The 12,975-nt window shown below is 65.5% G+C and carries 13 protein-coding genes; 10 read left to right on the top strand and 3 right to left on the bottom strand.

Annotated features, from left to right (window positions below; genetic code table 11):
• Nucleotides 1-18: 18 nt before the first annotated feature.
• The gene (locus JLK41_RS06470) at nt 19-873 is read left to right on the top strand and encodes a pirin family protein (RefSeq protein ID WP_210390624.1); all 855 of its coding nucleotides are present in this window, start codon (nt 19-21) and stop codon (nt 871-873) included.
• Nucleotides 874-879: 6 nt separating this feature from the next.
• Here the strand turns inward: JLK41_RS06470 and JLK41_RS06465 are convergent, their stop codons facing one another.
• Nucleotides 880-2,061, bottom strand: a complete 1,182-nt coding sequence (locus tag JLK41_RS06465) for a patatin-like phospholipase family protein (protein WP_037047201.1) — start codon at nt 2,059-2,061, stop codon at nt 880-882.
• Between the two features lie 35 nt (nt 2,062-2,096).
• On the bottom strand, nt 2,097-3,029 hold the full coding sequence (locus JLK41_RS06460) for a lipid A biosynthesis lauroyl acyltransferase (protein ID WP_047592658.1): 933 nt from the start codon (nt 3,027-3,029) through the stop codon (nt 2,097-2,099).
• A gap of 202 nt (nt 3,030-3,231) precedes the next feature.
• Here JLK41_RS06460 and minC point away from each other — a divergent pair, with 202 nt between their 5' ends.
• The 7 genes from minC to lpcA all read left to right on the top strand — a co-directional run bounded on the left by minC (nt 3,232) and on the right by lpcA (nt 8,643).
• Nucleotides 3,232-3,960, top strand: a complete 729-nt coding sequence (gene minC / locus JLK41_RS06455; protein WP_210390623.1) for a septum site-determining protein MinC — start codon at nt 3,232-3,234, stop codon at nt 3,958-3,960.
• A 100-nt stretch (nt 3,961-4,060) separates the two neighbouring features.
• A complete protein-coding gene (gene minD / locus JLK41_RS06450) occupies nt 4,061-4,876 on the top strand; it encodes a septum site-determining protein MinD (RefSeq protein ID WP_037047179.1) in 816 nt (271 codons plus the stop codon).
• Nucleotides 4,873-5,127, top strand: a complete 255-nt coding sequence (gene minE, locus JLK41_RS06445) for a cell division topological specificity factor MinE (RefSeq protein ID WP_037047177.1) — start codon at nt 4,873-4,875, stop codon at nt 5,125-5,127. The genes minD and minE overlap by 4 nt, the downstream gene beginning before the upstream one ends.
• A gap of 110 nt (nt 5,128-5,237) precedes the next feature.
• Nucleotides 5,238-5,903: an RluA family pseudouridine synthase gene (locus JLK41_RS06440; RefSeq protein ID WP_269319939.1), complete on the top strand. Its 666-nt coding sequence runs from the start codon at nt 5,238-5,240 to the stop codon at nt 5,901-5,903.
• Between the two features lie 11 nt (nt 5,904-5,914).
• On the top strand, nt 5,915-6,499 hold the full coding sequence (locus JLK41_RS06435) for a class I SAM-dependent methyltransferase (protein WP_175253129.1): 585 nt from the start codon (nt 5,915-5,917) through the stop codon (nt 6,497-6,499).
• 100 nt (nt 6,500-6,599) lie between these two features.
• Entirely contained in the window at nt 6,600-7,889 is a 1,290-nt protein-coding gene (locus tag JLK41_RS06430) for a M18 family aminopeptidase (RefSeq protein WP_037047172.1), read from the top strand.
• A 166-nt stretch (nt 7,890-8,055) separates the two neighbouring features.
• The gene (lpcA, locus tag JLK41_RS06425) at nt 8,056-8,643 is read left to right on the top strand and encodes a D-sedoheptulose 7-phosphate isomerase (protein WP_037047170.1); all 588 of its coding nucleotides are present in this window, start codon (nt 8,056-8,058) and stop codon (nt 8,641-8,643) included.
• A gap of 82 nt (nt 8,644-8,725) precedes the next feature.
• On the opposite strand, the gene JLK41_RS06420 is transcribed toward lpcA, so the two are convergent.
• A complete protein-coding gene (locus tag JLK41_RS06420; RefSeq protein ID WP_134677311.1) occupies nt 8,726-9,475 on the bottom strand; it encodes an AraC family transcriptional regulator in 750 nt (249 codons plus the stop codon).
• Between the two features lie 250 nt (nt 9,476-9,725).
• Between JLK41_RS06420 and JLK41_RS06415 the strand changes: the two genes are divergently transcribed.
• Complete coding sequence (locus tag JLK41_RS06415; RefSeq protein WP_210390622.1) at nt 9,726-10,430, top strand: hypothetical protein; 705 nt, start codon at nt 9,726-9,728, stop codon at nt 10,428-10,430.
• A 61-nt stretch (nt 10,431-10,491) separates the two neighbouring features.
• On the top strand, nt 10,492-12,888 hold the full coding sequence (gene lon, locus JLK41_RS06410; protein ID WP_210390621.1) for an endopeptidase La: 2,397 nt from the start codon (nt 10,492-10,494) through the stop codon (nt 12,886-12,888).
• Nucleotides 12,889-12,975: the final 87 nt, after the last annotated feature.

Genomic DNA, 12,975 nt, shown 5'->3' with positions numbered 1-12,975 from the left:
CGAACGGAGCCCATTGCCATGACCCAACAGCGCCGCATCATCAGCATCCAGCCAGGCCAGCCGGCCTCCGACGGCGCCGGCGTGCGCCTCAACCGCGTGATCGGCGGACCTGGCCTGGAGCGCTTCGACCCGTTCCTCATGCTCGACGAATTCGCCACCGACAATCCCGACGACTACATCGCCGGCTTCCCCCCTCATCCGCACCGTGGCTTCGAGACCATCACCTACATGCTCGAGGGGCGCATGCGCCATGAGGATCACCTCGGCAACGTCGGCCTGCTGGGCAGCGGCGGCGTGCAGTGGATGACCGCTGCACGCGGCATCATCCACAGCGAAATGCCCGAGCAGGAGTCCGGCGCCATGCGCGGCTTCCAGCTGTGGCTCAACCTGCCAGCCAGGGACAAGCTGGGCGAAGCCGGCTACCGTGACATTCCGGCCGCCGATATTCCACGCCTCGTCACCCGCACCGGCGTGGAGGTGGTGGTGATCGCGGGCGAGTTCGACGATGGCGAACAGCGCCAGGTCGGCGCCGTGCAGCGCCCGCATACCCAGCCCCAGCTGTTCGACCTGCGCCTGGCGCCCGGCAGCCAGGTCGCACCGCGCCTGACCGATGGCCAACGGGTGATGCTGTACGTCTACGAAGGTCAGCTGCAGCTCGCCGCTGCCAGCGCGCAGACGGTCGGCGCCGGTCGCCTGATACGCCTGTCCGACGAAGGCCAGCTGCAACTGGCCAGTGCCCAGGGTGCGGGGGTGTTGCTGATCGCGGGCACGCCACTGAACGAGCCCATCGTGCAGTACGGTCCGTTCGTGATGAACAGTCGCGAAGAGATCGAACAGGCGTTGCGCGACTTCCGTGACGGCGTGCTGGCGTAACGCGCGTCAGGCGGACTGCGTCAGCTCGGTGAGGCCGAGGAAGCGACTCAGCTCGGCCTTGCGCGCCATGGCGTCCTGGTAGCCCAGTTCGATCAGTTCGCTGCAGTAGCCGGGCTCGAACAACAGGTAGCTGAGCACCCCGGCGCCGCTGGTCTTGGTCGCCCCCGGACCACGCAGAAACAGGCGCAGCGCGCGGGGCAGCTCACGCTGGTGGCGCGCCGCGATCTGATCCAGCGGCTGGCTCGGGGCGATCACCAGCACGTCTACCGGGTTCAGCCCCAGGCCCCTGGGCCGAAGCTCGGGCGGCACCAGTTCGCTCATCTGGTTGAGCCGTTCGAGTAGTTCGATATCGGTTTCCAGGTTGTCGATGAAGGTGCTGTTGAGCATGTGCCCGCCGATCTGCGCCAGGCTCGGTGGCCGGTTGCTGGAGACCCGTGGTGCCGGCGCCTCCGATTCGCCCTGGGTATTGCCGCTGACACCGATCACCAGCACCCGGCTGGCGCCCAGGTGCAATGCTGGGCTGATGGGCGCCGCCTGCCGCACAGCGCCGTCGCCGAAGTACTCACGGTGGATTCTCACCGGCGGGAAGATTAGCGGGATCGACGCACTGGCCAGCAGATGTTCGAGATTCAGGCGGGTGGGAATGCCGACACGGCGATGGCGGAACCAGGGGTCGATGGTCGCCCGCCCCTGGTAGAAGGTCACCGCCTGGCCACTTTCGTAGCCGAATGCCGTGACGGCGATCGCCCGCAAGCGGCGATGGCGCACCGCGGCGGCGATGCCGGAGAAATCCAGTTCACGGGCCAGCAACTCGCGCAACGGGGAGCTGTCGAGCAGCGCCACCGGGATGTCGCGCCCGATACCCAGCAGGCTGTGCCCCACGAAGCGCGCAGCCTGGCGCAGCACGCCCGGCCAGTCGCTGCGGTACACCATCCGCGTATGAAAGCCCTGCCAGACCGAGGTGAGACGGCGCACCGCCTCACCGAACTGCAACGCACCGCAGGCCAGGCTGACCGCATTGATCGCCCCCGCCGAGGTACCGACGATGACCGGAAAGGGGTTGTGCGAGGCGTCCGGCAGCAGATCGGCAATGGCCGACAGCACACCCACCTGATAGGCCGCCCGCGCCCCGCCACCGGAAAGAATCAGCCCGGTAACGGGCTCGTGAGGGTGGGCAATGACGGTCATCGGGCGGTCCTGTTTTTCGTTGCAGTATAGATGGGCTACTTGCGCGTCCCGTACAGCTTCGGTTCGCCCTCGGGACGCGTCTTGAAGCGTCGGTGTGCCCACAGGTACTGCTCGGGGCAGGCACTGACGACCTGCTCGATCCACTGGTTGATGCGCAGGCAATCGGCCTCTTCGCTGTCCCCGGGGAAATCGGCCAGCGGCGGGTGGATCACCAGGCGATAACCGCTGCCATCGGCCAGGCGCTGCTGGGTGAAAGGCACCACGCGTGCCTTGCCCAGGCGCGCGAACTTGGTGGTGGCCGTGACCGTGGCGGCCGGTATGCCGAACAGCGGCACGAAGATGCTCTGCTTGCGCCCGTAGTCCTGGTCCGGCGCGTACCAGATGGCTCGGCCGGCACGCAGCACCTTGAGCATGGCGCGAATGTCCTCGCGCTCGATGGCCGTGGCGTCGCGGTTGTGCCGCTCACGTCCACGGCGCTGGATGAAATCGAACAGCGGGTTGTCGTGCTCGCGGTACATGCCGTCGATGGTGTGCTGCTGGCCCAGCAGCGCCGCACCGATCTCCAGGGTGGTGAAGTGCACCGCCATGAGGATCACGCCCTGCCCGGCGGCCTGCGCCTGCTGCAGGTGCTCCAGCCCCTCGACATGTGCCAGGCGGGCCAGGCGCGATCGGGGCCACCACCAGCTCATGGCCATCTCGAAGAAGGCGATGCCGGTGGAGGCGAAGTTCTCGCGCAGCAGCCGCTCGCGTTCGGCCGCGCTCTTGCCCGGGAAACACAGCTGCAGGTTGCGCTCGGCGATCTGCCGGCGCGGGCCGGCCAGGCGGAACATCAGCCAGCCCAGCAGACGCCCGAGCTGCAGTTGCAGGCGATAGGGCAACTGCACCACCAGCCACAGCACGCCGAGACCCAGCCACAGTGGCCAGAAGCGCGGGTGCAGAAAGTAGGCGCGAAAGCGGGGGCGTTCCATGTAGCGGGTCCGGTCACAGGCAGGGCCGCGCATTCTACCCCACTTTGCCGGCCTGACTCGCCAACCAGCCGCACGCCATGCGAACGCTGTCAGGGTTTGCCGGTCAATGTCCTGCAACCGGCCTTCGAGTTGCGGTGCGCAGTCGATACCGCTATAAGTCCGGCAACCTTTCGTAGTGCTGCAGAAGTCTCCTCTTTCGACCATGAGCCAAGCCGATCTCCTCGCCCAAGACCCCGTATTCCAGTTCAAGGGCAGCATGCTGGCCATCACCGTGATGGAGCTGGCCCACAACGACCTTGAACGCCTCGACGCCCAACTGACGGAAAAGGTCGCCCAGGCCCCGGCGTTCTTCAGCAACACCCCGCTGGTCCTGGCGCTGGACAAGCTGCCCGAAGGCGAAGGGCAGCTGGACCTGGCCGAACTGATGGCCGTGTGCCGTCGCCACGGCCTGCGCACCCTGGCCATCCGCGCCTCCCGCGAGAGCGACGTGGCCGCCGCCGAAGCCCTGGACCTGCCGGTGCTGCCGCCGTCCGGCGCGCGCGAACGCCCGCTCGACCCGGCGCCGAAGAAGGTGGAAGAGAAACCCGCCGAGCCCGAGCACAAGCCCAGCCGCATCGTCACCACACCGGTGCGCGGCGGGCAGCAGATCTATGCCCAGGGTGCGGACCTGATCGTCCTCGCCCCGGTCAGCGCCGGGGCGGAACTTCTCGCCGATGGCAACATCCATGTTTACGCGCCCATGCGCGGCCGCGCCCTGGCAGGTATAAAGGGCAACGCCAAGGCACGCATATTCTGTCAACAGATGGGCGCCGAAATGCTGTCGATCGCCGGCCATTACAAGGTCGCCGAAGACCTGCGACGTGACCCGCTGTGGGGGGATGCCGTCCAGGTCAGCCTGTCGGGTGACGTGTTGAACATCACCCGCCTTTAACGGATACTGCGGCCATTTTCCAGGGACACAGAAAGGGCATCTGGAAGCCTTAAATGGCCACGGATTCCCGCGTTATCTTCTTTTTTTGGGGTGAATCACCTTGGCCAAGATCCTCGTAGTCACTTCCGGCAAGGGTGGCGTCGGTAAAACCACCACCAGCGCTGCCATCGGCACCGGCCTCGCCCTGCGCGGGCACAAGACCGTCATCGTCGACTTCGACGTCGGTCTGCGTAACCTCGACCTGATCATGGGCTGCGAACGCCGCGTGGTGTACGACTTCGTCAACGTCGTCAACGGCGAAGCCACCCTCACCCAGGCCCTGATCAAGGACAAGCGCCTGGAAAACCTCTACGTGCTGGCCGCCAGCCAGACCCGTGACAAGGACGCGCTGACCCAGGAAGGCGTCGAGAAGGTCATCGCCGAGCTGTCGGAGAACTTCGAATACGTGGTCTGCGACTCGCCAGCCGGTATCGAGAAAGGCGCGCACCTGGCGATGTACTTCGCCGACGAAGCCATCGTCGTGACCAACCCGGAAGTGTCCTCGGTACGTGACTCCGACCGCATGCTCGGCCTGCTGGCGAGCAAGTCGCGCCGCGCCGAGAAAGGCGAGGAGCCGATCAAGGAGCACCTGCTGCTGACCCGCTACAACCCCGAGCGCGTGACCAAGGGCGAAATGCTCGGCGTCGAGGACGTCGAGGAAATCCTCGCCATCCGCCTGCTCGGCGTCATTCCCGAGTCGCAGGCCGTGCTCAAGGCTTCCAACCAGGGTATCCCGGTCATCCTCGACGACCAGAGCGATGCCGGCCAGGCTTACAGCGACGCTGTCGACCGCCTGCTGGGCAAGGACATGCCGCATCGCTTCCTCGATGTGAAGAAGCAGGGCTTCCTGCAGCGCCTATTTGGAGGTCGAGAATGAATATTTTCGACTTCTTGCGTTCGCGCAAGAAGGAAACCACAGCATCCATCGCCAAGGAACGCCTGCAGATCATCGTGGCCCACGAACGTGGCCAGCGCAGCCAGCCCGACTACCTGCCTGCCCTGCAGCAGGAGCTGGTCGCGGTGATCCGCAAGTACGTCAACATCGACCAGAAGGACGTGCAGGTCGCTCTGGAAGACCAGGGCAGCTGCTCGATCCTGGAACTGAACATCACCCTGCCGGATCGTTGATCGACACCGGCGGCGATCACGGCGGCTTCGGCCGCCGTGTTCATTTGTAGCAACACGCACCTGCACGAGCGCATCATCTGCGTCGCTTGCGCAGGCCAGACACATCGCGAATCCGTTCGCTCCGACACCAGCCACAGCCCATGCCGCTAAGCCAGATCGAAATCATTCACCAGGACGCCGCCCTGCTGGTGATCAACAAGCCCACCCTGCTGCTGTCGGTGCCTGGCCGAGCCGAGGACAACAAGGACTGCCTGGTCACCCGCCTGCAGGAAAATGGCTACCCCGAGGCACGCATCGTCCATCGGCTGGACTGGGAAACCTCCGGGATCATCGTGCTGGCGCGCGACGCCGACAGCCACCGCGAGCTGTCGCGGCAGTTCCACGACCGTGAGACCGAGAAGGCCTATACCGCACTGTGCTGGGGCCAGCCCACGGCCGACAGTGGCAGCATCGACCTGCCCCTGCGCTACGACCCACCGACCAAGCCGCGCCATGTCGTCGACCACGAACTGGGCAAGCACGCCCTGACCCACTGGCGCATTCTCGAGCGCTGTGGCGACTGGTGCCGGGTGGAGCTGACGCCGATCACCGGGCGCTCGCACCAGCTGCGCGTGCACATGCTGTCCATCGGCCACCCGCTGCTCGGCGACCGCCTCTATGCGCACGAACAGGCCCTCGCCGCCCACGAGCGCCTGTGCCTGCACGCCAGCATGCTCGCCCTCACCCACCCGCAAAGCGGCGAGCGCATGCGCTTCGAGTGCCCGGCGCCGTTCTGAGCCGCCGACGAATGAGTGACAAGCGCTATTACGACCGCACCCAAGGGGCTCCCGCCTGGCCGGCACTGCTGATGGCGCTGGATGCAAGCACCAGAACGACAGGATTTGCCATCGATCTGGGCTGTGGTGCCGGCCGCGATACGCTAGAACTGTTGCGCCGGGGTTGGGAAGTTCTGGCCATAGATCGCGAAAAACAGGCCATTGCGCGTCTGTGCCAACAGCTACAGACAGATCAAGCGCCACGACTGCAGACTCTCTGCGAACACTTTGAGCATTGTGAACTGCCGCCAGCCGACCTGATCAACAGCGCCTTCGCCTTGCCTTTCTGCCATCCCAAGGAGTTTCCCCATCTTTGGCAACGCATAAGCCACGCTTTAAAGCATGACGGTCTGTTCTGCGGTAACTTCTTCGGCCCTGACGACGACTGGGCGAGCGCTGATCTGAGCATTCTCGACAAACAGTCCGTAGAGAACCTCTTTGCCGGCTGGGAACTGCTCCATTTCGAGGAAATTAACCGTCAAGGAAGCACCGCTCGTGGCCACACCAAGCACTGGCATCTGTTCTCGGTCGTAGCGCGCCGAAAGTACGCCAGATAGCCGTGCTGGATAGACGCCAACTATCGCCCCAAACGAGTGCATAGCCGGCACAGCGCGATGCAAATTGGTTAAACTGCGCCATCGCTGTCTGGAGCCATGCATGCGCGAAGAACTCAATATCGGGCTGATCGACTTTCTCAACGCCTCTCCCACGCCTTTCCACGCGACCACCAGCCTGGCCATGCGCCTGGAAGCGGCCGGTTATCGCCACCTGGACGAACGCGCGACCTGGCATCTCGAGACCGGCGGCCGCTACTACGTGACCCGCAACGACTCGTCGCTCATCGCCTTCAAGCTGGGCAAGCGCCCGGCCCTCGAAGGCGGCCTGCGCCTGGTCGGCGCCCATACCGACAGCCCCTGCCTGCGGGTGAAACCCAGCCCGGAGCTGCAGCGCCAGGGCTACTTCCAGCTCGGCGTGGAGGTCTATGGCGGCGCTCTGCTCGCACCCTGGTTCGACCGCGACCTGTCGCTGGCCGGCCGCGTCACTTACCGGCGCGACGGCAAGGTGGAAAGCCAGCTGATCGACTTCTACCAGCCGATCGCCGTGATCCCCAACCTGGCCATCCACCTCAACCGCGAGGCCAACCAGGGCTGGGCGATCAACCCGCAGACCGAGCTGCCACCGATTCTCGCCCAGCTCGCCAGCAGCGAGACCGCCGACTTCCGCGCCCTGCTCGCCGAACAGCTGGCCATGGAGCATGACTTCAACCCGGACGCGGTACTCGACTACGAGCTGAGTTTCTACGACACCCAGAGCGCCGCCGTCGTCGGCCTCAACCAGGACTTCATCGCCAGCGCGCGCCTGGACAACCTGCTGTCGTGCTACGCCGGTCTGCAGGCGCTGATCGACTCCAGCGACGAAGAAACCTGCGTACTGGTGTGCACCGATCACGAAGAGGTCGGCTCCTGCTCGGCCTGTGGCGCCGACGGCCCCTTCCTCGAACAGGTACTGCGCCGCGTCCTGCCGACAGGCGAGGGTTTCGTCCGCACCATCCAGCGCTCGCTGCTGGTCTCGGCCGACAACGCCCATGGCGTACACCCGAACTACGCCGACAAGCACGACGGCAACCACGGCCCGAAACTCAACGCCGGCCCGGTGATCAAGATCAACAGCAACCAGCGCTACGCCACCAACAGCGAGACCGCCGGTTTCTTCCGCCACCTGTGCCTGGAGAACGAAGTACCGGTGCAGAGCTTCGTGGTGCGCAGCGACATGGGCTGCGGCTCGACCATCGGCCCGATCACCGCCAGCCAGCTGGGCGTGCGTACGGTCGATATCGGCCTGCCCACCTTCGCCATGCACTCGGTTCGCGAACTCGCCGGCAGCCATGACCTGGATCACCTGGTGAAGGTCCTGACCGCGTTCTACTCGAGCCCCGAGCTGCCCTGAACACCTGTTGAAATCCGCTGCGCTTCAGCCCTGCCGTGTTGCAACCGGCTGGAGCGCCAGCCTGGTCGAAATGCCCATTTACAACGCGTAAACTCCGCTTTCTCGCCAGCTTTCGCCTTGCATGGCTCTGGCTCGCGAAACTGCCAAAGAGGTTCCAAGACCTGCCATGATCGAACATATCCGCAACAGCCTGCAGGAAGCCCAGCGCGCGCTGGAAGCCTTCCTCGGCAACGAACAGACCCTGGCCAACATCCAGCGTGCTGCCGAGCTGCTGGTCGAGAGCTTCGAGCACAAGGGCAAGGCCTTCTCCTGCGGCAATGGCGGCTCGATGTGCGACGCCATGCACTTCGCCGAGGAGCTGACCGGACGCTACCGCAGGAACCGCCCCGGCATCGCCGCCGTGTCGATCAGCGACCCCAGCCACATCAGCTGCGTGGCCAATGACTTCGGCTACGACTTCATCTTCTCGCGCTACATCGAGTCGCACGGCCGCGAAGGCGACGTGCTGATCGCCATCAGCACCAGCGGCAAGAGCCCCAACGTGGTCAAGGCTGCCGAAGCCGCCAAGGCGCTCGGCGTGAAGGTGATCGCCCTGACCGGCAAGCCCGGCTCGCTGCTGGAAGGCCTGGCCGACGTGTGCATCTGCGCCCCCGGCGGCGACTTCGCCGACCGCGTGCAGGAACTGCACATCAAGGTGCTGCACATCCTCATCGAGCTGATCGAACGCAAACTGAGCCCGCAGAACTACGCCTGAGCAAGCCCCGGCGTGTCGTCATTCCCGCCCAGGCGGGCGTGACGACGGCGGTTGCAGACTGTTGCTCAGGCGTTATCGCACTCTAAGCCGCACGTACCCGCTTGGGCGTCAGCCCCAGGTAGCGGCGCATCGCAGTGGTCAGGGCGCTCTGGCTGGAGAAGCCGCACTCTTCGGCGACCCGTACCAGCGGCAGGTTGCTCTCGCGCAGCAGGCGGGCAGCCCGGTCGAGACGGGTCTTGAGCAGGTACTGGTGCGGGGTGAGGCCGACGCTGTCCTTGAACTGCGCATGGAAGTGGCTCGGACTCAGGCACATCACCTGGGCCAGCTCGGCAACGCTGATGCGCCGCGCCAGGTGCTCGCCGATGTAGTGATCGAGGCGCTGCAGGTCCAGCGCGCCCTGCGCCGGACGACGCTGTTCGCCGAACAGCCGCAGGTGCAGCGCACGCAGCAGCACGCCGCCGATCGAACGCGCCAGGATCGAGTCGCTGCCGTAGCGCTCCAGCTCGGAGCCGGCGTAATTGAGCAGGTTCTGGAAGTCGACATCGAGCGCCGGGTAGCAGGGTTTCTCGAACAGGCGGTGAAGCAGTTCGAGGTCCTCGCTGGGCGTGTCCTGCTCGTCCAGGTCGAGAATCAGCATGCGATTCTCGCCCATGCCGGCGAACTGGTGAGCCGCATCCCCGGGCACCAGGCAGGCACGCATGCGGCAGACCTCCCCACCACGGCCACCGACCTCGAATTCGGCACGACCGACCAGGGACATCACCAGCTGATGATGATCATGGGCATGTTCATGGGCCTGTTCATCCAGGCGGATCACACGGGCTTGCAACATAACGGCAGACTGACAGCACGAAACAAGGGTTGCACTTTACTCTTTTCCGCAAGAAAACGCCGCAACCACCCATCAGCAACAGGGTTGCACCTTTAGCAACCCAGGCACCATCAGGCACCTCGGTGCGGTCGCCTGCTCCATTTCCGTGCAGTGCGACAGGCGCGTACTGCCGGAATCCGCCCCCCTCTGCGGCTGGCAGGGGAGTTGCTTCATCGAAGGATGAACCTGCACGCCGCCCTCACGAGCCTCCATGAGTCATGCCGCCCTCTTCGCCGTCGCCCTGTTGATCACCCTGTTGGCATTGAGCTTCTGGCTGACCCAGCGCCAGGAGGCCCGCCAGCAGTCGGCACGCCTGCAGCAGCACAGGCAGGTCGCGCAGCGCTGTCTGGACCTGCTCCAGGCACTGCAGCTGCATCGCGGGCTGGGAGCCATGCAGGGTGCCGGGAACCTCGAGCAGCGCACGCGAGTGGCCCGGCAGCTCGACGACCTGTGGCTGAACTGGCCCGGCGCCAGCCTGCAGCTGCCAGCCCTGCAGCAGGACTGGCCGCAGCTACGGCGCAAGCCCGGCGACTTCGACGCGCATTGCCGCCTGATCGAAGCCCTGCTGGCGGTGATCGAACAGCTCGAAGACCGCCTCTATCGCCACGACCAGCCTGCCATCCGCGGCCTGGGCGAAGCCTGCCGCTCGCTCGAGGACCTCTCTCGTCTGCGCGGCCTGGCGGTTCGCGCAGCGAGCTACGAGCGCTGTCCGCCGGGGCTGCAGATGCAGCTGCGCTTTCTCTGCGAGCGCCTGCTGAGCCAGAAGCAAGCGCCGCCGTTGCAAGCCCTGATCGAGCGCCTGCAGACCGGGCTGATCGAGTCCTCTCAGGTGCAACTGAGCCCGGATGACTGCTTCGCCCTGCTCACGCCGTTGATCGAACAACGCCTGCAGGGTATTCGCCTGGGCCTGGATTGAAGCGTTGAAAACCTGCAGCTGCCGCCCCATGTAGCAAGCAACGTGCAAGCAAAGGTGCTCCATGAACGATCAGGACATCCACCCCGAAGCAGTCGACGAAACCGTACAGCCTGGCGCGACCGGCCTGGTTCTGCCCGCGCAGCGACTGCCGGACAAGCTCTACATCATCCCCATCAACAACCGCCCGTTCTTCCCGGCGCAGGTCCTGCCGGTGATGGTCAACGAGCACCCATGGGGGCGCACGCTCAAGCGCGTGGAGAATACCGAGCACAAATCCCTGGCGGTGTTCTACGTCGACACGCCGCCCGACGAGCACGGCGAGTTCGACCTCGACAGCCTGCCGGAGCATGGCACGCTGGTGCGCCTGCACCATGTCAGCGAGGAAGGCGGCAAGCTGCAGTTCGTCGCCCAGGGCCTGACCCGCGTGCGCATTCGTGGCTGGCTCAGCCGCCGTGGCCCGTACCTGGCCGAGGTGGAGTACCCGCAGGCGCCTGCCGATCCGCGCGACGAGGTCAAGGCCTACGCCATGGCGCTGATCAACGCGATCAAGGAGCTGCTGCCGCTCAACCCGCTGTACAGCGAAGAATTGAAGAACTACCTCAATCGCTTCAGCCCCAACGAGCCGTCGCCGCTCACCGACTTCGCCGCCGCCCTGACCACCGCTTCCGGCCATGAGTTGCAGGAGGTGCTGGACACCGTGCCCATGCTCAAGCGCATGGAGAAGGTGCTGCCGCTGCTGCGCAAGGAGGTCGAGGTCGGCCGCCTGCAGAAGGAGCTGTCGGCCGAGGTCAACAAGCAGATCGGCGAGCGTCAGCGCGAGTTCTTCCTCAAGGAACAGCTGAAGCTGATCCAGCAGGAGCTGGGCATCAGCAAGGACGACAAGAGCGCCGACCGCGAAGAGTTTCTCGCCCGCCTGGAAGGCAAGACCCTGACGGCCGCCGCGCAGAAGCGCATCGACGAAGAACTGAACAAGCTGTCGATCCTGGAGGCCGGCTCTCCGGAGTATGCCGTCACCCGCAACTACCTCGACTGGGCCACCGCCCTGCCCTGGGGCATCCAGGGCCAGGACAAGCTCGACCTCGGTCACGCGCGCAAGGTGCTGGACAAGCACCACGCCGGCATGGACGACATCAAGCAGCGCATCACCGAGTTTCTCGCGGTCGGCGCCTTCAAGGGCGAGATCGCCGGCTCCATCGTGCTGCTGGTCGGCCCGCCCGGCGTGGGCAAGACCAGCATCGGCAAGTCCATCGCCGAATCCCTCGGCCGGCCGTTCTACCGCTTCTCGCTGGGCGGCATGCGCGACGAGGCCGAGATCAAGGGCCACCGCCGCACCTACATCGGCGCCATGCCCGGCAAGCTGGTCCAGGCCCTCAAGGAAGCCGAGGTGATGAACCCGGTGATCATGCTCGACGAGATCGACAAGATGGGCACCAGCTACCAGGGCGACCCGGCCTCGGCACTGCTGGAAACGCTGGACCCGGAGCAGAACGTCGAATTCCTCGATCACTACCTGGACCTGCGCCTGGACCTGTCCAAGGTGCTGTTCGTCTGCACCGCCAACACCCTCGACTCGATTCCCGGGCCGCTGCTCGACCGCATGGAGGTGATCCGCCTGTCCGGCTACATCACCGAGGAAAAGCTGGCCATCGCCAAGCGCCACCTGTGGCCGAAGCAGCTGGAAAAGGCCGGCGTACCGAAATCACGCCTGGGCATCAGCGATGCCGCCCTGCGCGCGGTGATCGAGGGCTACGCCCGTGAAGCCGGCGTGCGCCAGCTGGAGAAGCAGCTGGGCAAGCTGGTGCGCAAATCCGTGGTGAAACTGCTGGACGACCCCGAGGCGAAGATCCGCATCGGCGCCAAGGACCTGGAAGAGGCCCTCGGCATGCCGGTATTCCGCAACGAGCGGGTACTGGCGGGTACCGGGGTGATCACCGGGCTGGCCTGGACCAGCATGGGTGGCGCCACCCTGCCGATCGAGGCGACGCGTATCCACACCCTCAATCGCGGCTTCAAGCTCACCGGGCAGCTCGGCGACGTCATGAGGGAGTCGGCGGAGATCGCCTACAGCTACGTCAGCTCGCACCTGAAGCAGTTCGGCGGCGACCCGAGCTTCTTCGACCAGGCCTTCGTCCACCTGCACGTGCCGGAAGGCGCCACGCCCAAGGACGGTCCCAGCGCAGGGATCACCATGGCCAGCGCCCTGCTCTCCCTGGCACGTGATCAGGCGCCGAAGAAAGGCGTGGCCATGACCGGTGAGCTGACCCTCACCGGCCAGGTCCTGCCGATCGGCGGTGTGCGCGAGAAGGTCATCGCGGCGCGCCGGCAGAAGCTGCATGAGCTGATCCTGCCGGAAGCCAACCGCGGCAGCTACGAAGAGCTGCCCGACTACCTCAAGGAAGGCCTGACGGTGCACTTCGCCAGACGCTTTGGCGACGTGGCCAAGGTGCTTTTCGAATAGCCGCTGGCGGCCAGCTTCAAGCTGCAGGAAAGAGCGGCGCGCGCTTCGGCTTGTCGCGTGCAACCTGTAGCTTGAGGCTTGCTCGTG

Source organism: Ectopseudomonas khazarica (assembly GCF_017915135.1).
GTDB classification, from domain to species: Bacteria; Pseudomonadota; Gammaproteobacteria; order Pseudomonadales; family Pseudomonadaceae; genus Aquipseudomonas; species Aquipseudomonas khazarica.
Note: the sequence above shows the minus strand (reverse complement) of the source record. Positions and strands in the feature narration are given on the sequence as shown.

Bases quoted from the DNA above. Each gene is read 5' to 3' on its own strand.
- JLK41_RS06470 (WP_210390624.1), top strand. From the start codon at position 19: ATGACCCAACAGCGCCGCATCATCAGCATCCAGCCAGGCCAGCCGGCC.
- JLK41_RS06465 (WP_037047201.1), bottom strand. From the start codon at position 2,061: ATGACCGTCATTGCCCACCCTCACGAGCCCGTTACCGGGCTGATTCTT.
- JLK41_RS06460 (WP_047592658.1), bottom strand. From the start codon at position 3,029: ATGGAACGCCCCCGCTTTCGCGCCTACTTTCTGCACCCGCGCTTCTGG.
- minC (WP_210390623.1), top strand. From the start codon at position 3,232: ATGAGCCAAGCCGATCTCCTCGCCCAAGACCCCGTATTCCAGTTCAAG.
- minE (WP_037047177.1), top strand. From the start codon at position 4,873: ATGAATATTTTCGACTTCTTGCGTTCGCGCAAGAAGGAAACCACAGCA.
- JLK41_RS06435 (WP_175253129.1), top strand. From the start codon at position 5,915: ATGAGTGACAAGCGCTATTACGACCGCACCCAAGGGGCTCCCGCCTGG.
- JLK41_RS06430 (WP_037047172.1), top strand. From the start codon at position 6,600: ATGCGCGAAGAACTCAATATCGGGCTGATCGACTTTCTCAACGCCTCT.
- lpcA (WP_037047170.1), top strand. From the start codon at position 8,056: ATGATCGAACATATCCGCAACAGCCTGCAGGAAGCCCAGCGCGCGCTG.
- JLK41_RS06420 (WP_134677311.1), bottom strand. From the start codon at position 9,475: ATGTTGCAAGCCCGTGTGATCCGCCTGGATGAACAGGCCCATGAACAT.
- JLK41_RS06415 (WP_210390622.1), top strand. From the start codon at position 9,726: ATGAGTCATGCCGCCCTCTTCGCCGTCGCCCTGTTGATCACCCTGTTG.
- lon (WP_210390621.1), top strand. From the start codon at position 10,492: ATGAACGATCAGGACATCCACCCCGAAGCAGTCGACGAAACCGTACAG.